This window comes from Streptomyces sp. NPDC104202, assembly GCF_055584185.1.
In genome coordinates, this window is record NZ_JBVJMN010000067.1 from 39036 (window position 1) to 43967 (window position 4932).

Below are 4932 nucleotides of genomic sequence, written 5' to 3' on the forward strand. Positions count from 1 at the left end.
TCGCCCCGGCGCCCCGGCGCCCCGGCGCCCCGGCGCCCCGGCGCCCCGGCGCCCCGGCGCCCCGGCGCCCCGGCGCCCCGGCGCCCCGGCGCCCCGGCGCCCCGGCGCCCCGATGCCCCGACGCCCCGATGCCCCGACGTCCCGACGCCGACGCGCTCCTGCTCCTGGTCCGCACCCGGACCCTGGGCGCCGACAGCGTCGCGAACCGGCCCCTGTCGCACGATCCCCAGAGCGCCGAAACGGCAAGGCGGCTGGTGACCGACAAGCTGACCACCCGGAGCTGGGGGACGCGCTCCTCCGGACGGGGCAACGCGATCCGGGCCGAGCAGCCGCTTTCCCCCGAGGGGTGACACGCGCCGTCGTCGGGCGGCGCGGGTCGGGTATCGCCCGGGCCGCCCGCCCGCCCGTCCTCGAGGATGGTCAGCCGGGTGTCCGATGACCTTCCCCATCCGGCGGCGAGGCCCTGACGGAACCTACCGTGAGGGCCGACTGAAGAACGTGACCGGTCGTTCTCGCCGTACTCCGTCGACGATGACGTCGACGGACTCGTCGTAGAAGGACACCCGGTCTTTGATGATCCCTACGGAGGGCAGGGGGTCGGGGTAACTCCAGGCGATGTCGGGCCGCACGTCGGCGTTGCCGGCCCAGGACCAGTACTCGCTCGCCACACCCTTGTACGGACAGCGGGTACGCCCATCGGTACGGGTGAAGAGGTCGAGGCGGACGTCCTCCCTCGGAAAGTAGAAGCGCACCGGCAGGCCCGTCTCGAAGAGCAGAACCGGCGTGTGCGTGTCCGCGACGATCGTGCCCTCGATCTCGACCTGGACGTGTCGACTGCTGGGCAGGGCGTCCACCCGCTTGTGCGGGTCGCGCGGGTGCACGAAGATCTCTTCGTCCTCCTCGTACCAGTGGTCGAGAACCTCGCGCCCGAACCATTCGAAGCTGATGTGGTCGGCCAGCTCTTCTCCGGGGTAGGTCCAGGCCGCCGCCCCGATGGTCCGGTCGGGTAGCACCAGGTCGTAGAAGACCGTCGCTCCCGCGTGACGCCGCCGGCCGGCGGGCCGCTCCGTCCGCCGCAGCAGGTCCGTCCGGACGTCCCCGGTCGGGAACGCGTAGAGGGGGACCGGGCGACCGGGCTCCCACACGAGAACCGGTCGACGGCTGTCCACGATCGTGAGCTCCCCCGCCGTCGCACGCACCCAGCGCTCCGCCGGCTCCCACAAGACGCTGTCGGACTCCTCCCGGCGGCGTACGACGGGCACGGCTTCCGGGCCGGACTTCGGTGCGGTCATCGGTCTCTCCTCTCGCTCCGGTTCCTGCCTCCGGTTGCCCGTACCGGCGTCGCGGTACGGGTGGCAGCCGGTGTGGTCCACGCTGCTCCGGATCCCCGGCCGATGGCAAACGGCCCGCCGTCGCTCCTGCCGGCACGTCGCAAGCGTCCCTCGGACCGGTGCGTGGCCACAGGCCGGGCGACACGTACCCGCAGCAGCTCGGCGTCCAGCCGGGCACGCCCCTGTGCATCCGTCGGAGACGGTCGGCCGGCCATCGACCGCCTTCCCGGCGCGAGGTCATGAGGTGCGGGTCTCGCGGGCCACCCATCACTCGTGCGGGTACGCGGGGCGGGCCGCACCACGCGGTGGTCGGAACGGGGGTACGCCTCCGGAAACGCTCGTCCGAGCATGGTCCGCCAGACCGCACAGAGCTGCCTCTCCCAGGCATGTCGCACCGTGAGGGTCCGGTAATCCCCACGCAACACGAAACACGGCGGAAACCCTCGTGTACGCATCGCGAAACGCATCCCCGTGAGGCTCTCCCTCGAACCCGTAGGAGGAGACCGTTGATGCCCCTCGCTGCCGCACCCCGGCTCGACACCGGCGACACCGCCTGGCTGCTCGCCGCCACCGCGCTCGTTCTGCTGATGACCCCCGGCCTTGCCCTGTTCTACGGGGGCATGGTCCGCACGAAGAGCGTCCTCAACATGCTGATGATGAGCTTCGTGTCGATCGCCCTCGTCACAGTGGTCTGGCTGGTCGCGGGCTACTCGCTCGCGTTCGACGACGACGCCTTCGCCGGGCTGATCGGCGGCCTCGGTCACCTCGGCCTGGCGGGCATCGGTCCCGACTCCCTCACCGGCACCGTTCCCACCTTCCTCTTCGGCACCTTCCAGCTGACCTTCGCGATCATCACGGCGGCGCTGATCAGCGGCGCGGTCGCGGACCGCACCAGGTTCGCGGGCTGGCTCGTCTTCGTGCCGGTGTGGACGCTTCTCGTATACGCCCCCGTGGCGCACTGGGTCTGGGGTCCAGGTGGCTGGATCACGCACTCGTTGGGCGCCCTCGACTTCGCGGGCGGACTCGTCGTCGAGATCGCGTCAGGCGCGTCCGGCCTCGCGATGTGTCTGGTGCTCGGCCCGCGTATCGGCTTCAAGAAGGACGCGATGCGGCCGCACAACCTGCCGATGGTGCTCCTCGGCGCGGGTCTGCTGTGGTTCGGCTGGCTCGGCTTCAACGGCGGCTCGGCGCTCGGCGCGAACGGTCTGGCCGCCGCGTCGCTCCTCAACACCCTCGTCGCCGGCTGCACCGGCCTGCTCGGCTGGCTCTTCGTCGAACAGCGGCGCGACGGCCACCCGACCACCTTCGGTGCGGCGTCCGGCGCGGTCGCGGGGCTCGTGGCGATCACTCCGGCGTGCGGAGTGGTCGCGATGCCCGGGGCGGCGGCGGTCGGTCTCGCCGCGGGCGTCGTCTGCTCGTACGCGGTCGCCTGGAAGTTCCGCTTCGACTACGACGACTCCCTCGACGTCGTGGGCGTGCACTTCGCCGGTGGTGTCGTCGGTACGCTGCTCATCGGCCTGTTCGCGACGTCGGTGATGACCGGCGGCAAGGAAGGGCTGTTCTACGGTGGTGGGCTCGGCCAGCTCGGCCGGCAGGCCCTCGCCGTGGCGGCCGTGGCGGCGTACACCTTCCTCGTCACCTACGGGATCGGCAAGGTTCTCGACCGGCTGGTGGGGCTGCGGGCCTCCACCGAGGAGGAGCTGACGGGACTCGACCAGACGGTGCACGCGGAGACCGCCTACGATCACGGCGTGCTCGGCCACGGCGGCTCGCCGCTGCACGCCGCGTCCCCCGTCACCTCGCTGGTCAAAAACAGGAAGCCCTCCGCATGAAGCTGATCACCGCGATCGTCAAGCCGTTCCGCCTCGACGAGGTGAAGAACGCACTCCAGGAGCTCGGCATTCACGGGCTCACGGTCACCGAGGCCAGCGGTTACGGGCGTCAGCGCGGGCACACCGAGGTGTACCGGGGCGCCGAGTACCGGGTGGACCTGGTCCCGAAGGCCCGTATCGAGGTCGTCGTCGAGGACGCCGACGCAGAGCCCGCCATCGACGCCATCGTCCGCGCCGCCCACACGGGCAAGATCGGCGACGGCAAGGTGTGGGCGGTACCCGTGGAAACGGTGGTGCGCGTACGCACCGGACAGCGGGGCCCCGACGCGCTCTGACGTACGGGCCACACCGGGGCGGCAGGTCCGCGCCCCCGAGCAGAGCGCGAGCACCAGCAGGGCGCCCATCGACTCGTCGTTCCACGGCACGGGGTTGCCGCCCGGTGTGCGGATTTCCATCTGTACACCGGGCAGCGGCAGTCCGGCCCAGGTGCGCACGGCGTCGGTCACGCGGCTCACGTCCCAGTCGCGCACCTTCTCCTTGGGACGGGCCGGCGACGCTCCGGTGCGTCCTGCGTCCCACCGCCCTGACTCCGCTCACCTGGTCCGCCGACGACGCGGGGATGCTCGACGGGTTGGCAGCGTGAGGGGTTCGAGACGCACGAGGGCGAGGTCGGGGTGCTTTTGGCGGACGGCAGTGAGCCCGGCCCGGCCTACTTCGACCCGCGCAGCGGCTCCTACGTCCACGTGGGTGTGGCTGTGCTCGTCTACGGACAAGGCGCCCTGGTCGCGCTCGGGCGGCTGGTTTTCGAGCGCAGCCCGCTCGGCGTCCGAGCGGCACCGCACTCGCGGGTACCTGATCACCGGTAAGAGTCTCGTCACCCGCAAGATCTCCCTGCGGCCGCTCCCGGGCATGTGAATGACAGGAGCGCCTGATGCCGAACTGAAGGAGAACTGGCGCTCGTAGACCGTCTTCCGCGGCCCGAACCGCTCTGGGTGATCGCGCCAGTGCACCCCGGGCCACCGGGCTTCGACGAGGAGCGGCACAGGGAGCGCAACACCGTCGAGCGGGCCATCAATCAGCTGAAGAACTGCCGGGCCGTCGCGACCCGCTACGACAAGCGCGGCTACGTCTTCCTTGGAACGGTCACTGCGGCGGCCCTGGTCATCTGGTTGCGGTCATGAATCGACGTGCCGGCCTTCCGTACCGGACATGATCGGGTCGGTGTCGAGCGGCCAGCGATGGCCGGCGTCATGCAACTTGCTCAACGCCAAGTGGTCATTGGCCACCATCACCTGAGCCAGCCGGGCTGCTGCGGCGACTACAGCAGACCAGCCAGGGGAGTCCAGGTATGCCTCGTCCCGAGCCGCGGCGCCGACCGAATCCTGTACCTCGCCATAGGCAGCACCGAGACGCGCCGTCAACTCGACTTCCTCCTCGCTGCGAAGGCACTGACCAAGCCAGGGCCGGGGATCGTTCGCATCGCAGAAGTCGTCGAAGAGCACGTGGACGGTGTAGTCGAGGTCCTCGAACTGATCCGGATCGAGCCACACCTCTCGCTGCCATGTCGGGCTGGCCAATGCCACGACCGCAGGTACGACATGGAGGCGGTAGTGAGGCAGAGCAATGCCGTGATCAATCACGAGCCAAGGGTACGCATCCGATGATGCCGGACACCCCCCTAGGGCCTGTCGTCAAAATCCCCTCTGCCCCGCGACGCCTGGCACGCGCTCTCGCCGCACCGGGCGAAAGCGCGAGTACGTCCCGTACGA

The 4932-nt window shown here is 70.5% G+C and carries 5 protein-coding genes and 1 pseudogene; 4 read left to right on the top strand and 2 right to left on the bottom strand.

The window, feature by feature from the left end:
* Window positions 1-350: hypothetical protein (locus tag ACZ60W_RS31670; protein WP_469758834.1), on the top strand; the 350-nt coding region annotated here is incomplete at its 5' end.
* Window positions 351-473: 123 nt separating this feature from the next.
* On the opposite strand, the gene ACZ60W_RS31675 is transcribed toward ACZ60W_RS31670, so the two are convergent.
* The gene (locus tag ACZ60W_RS31675) at window positions 474-1292 is read right to left on the bottom strand and encodes a DUF427 domain-containing protein (protein ID WP_469758835.1); all 819 of its coding nucleotides are present in this window, start codon (window positions 1290-1292) and stop codon (window positions 474-476) included.
* 548 nt (window positions 1293-1840) lie between these two features.
* Here ACZ60W_RS31675 and ACZ60W_RS31680 point away from each other — a divergent pair.
* The 3 genes and pseudogenes from ACZ60W_RS31680 to ACZ60W_RS31690 all read left to right on the top strand — a co-directional run.
* A complete protein-coding gene (locus tag ACZ60W_RS31680) occupies window positions 1841-3163 on the top strand; it encodes an ammonium transporter (RefSeq protein ID WP_469758836.1) in 1323 nt (440 codons plus the stop codon).
* Window positions 3160-3498 carry a P-II family nitrogen regulator gene (locus tag ACZ60W_RS31685; RefSeq protein WP_469758837.1) on the top strand — a complete coding sequence of 113 codons (339 nt, stop codon included), beginning with the start codon at window positions 3160-3162 and terminating at the stop codon, window positions 3496-3498. The genes ACZ60W_RS31680 and ACZ60W_RS31685 overlap by 4 nt, the downstream gene beginning before the upstream one ends.
* A gap of 681 nt (window positions 3499-4179) precedes the next feature.
* A pseudogene (locus tag ACZ60W_RS31690) lies at window positions 4180-4344 on the top strand (IS5/IS1182 family transposase); the annotation flags it as partial.
* On the opposite strand, the gene ACZ60W_RS31695 reads toward ACZ60W_RS31690, so the two are convergent.
* Window positions 4339-4803 carry an SCO4402 family protein gene (locus tag ACZ60W_RS31695; RefSeq protein WP_469758838.1) on the bottom strand — a complete coding sequence of 155 codons (465 nt, stop codon included), beginning with the start codon at window positions 4801-4803 and terminating at the stop codon, window positions 4339-4341. The pseudogene ACZ60W_RS31690 and the gene ACZ60W_RS31695 overlap by 6 nt on opposite strands.
* Between the last annotated feature and the right edge of the window lie 129 nt (window positions 4804-4932).

Bases quoted from the DNA above. Each gene is read 5' to 3' on its own strand.
- ACZ60W_RS31685 (WP_469758837.1), top strand. From the start codon at position 3,160: ATGAAGCTGATCACCGCGATCGTCAAGCCGTTCCGCCTCGACGAGGTG.
- ACZ60W_RS31680 (WP_469758836.1), top strand. From the start codon at position 1,841: ATGCCCCTCGCTGCCGCACCCCGGCTCGACACCGGCGACACCGCCTGG.
- ACZ60W_RS31675 (WP_469758835.1), bottom strand. From the start codon at position 1,292: ATGACCGCACCGAAGTCCGGCCCGGAAGCCGTGCCCGTCGTACGCCGC.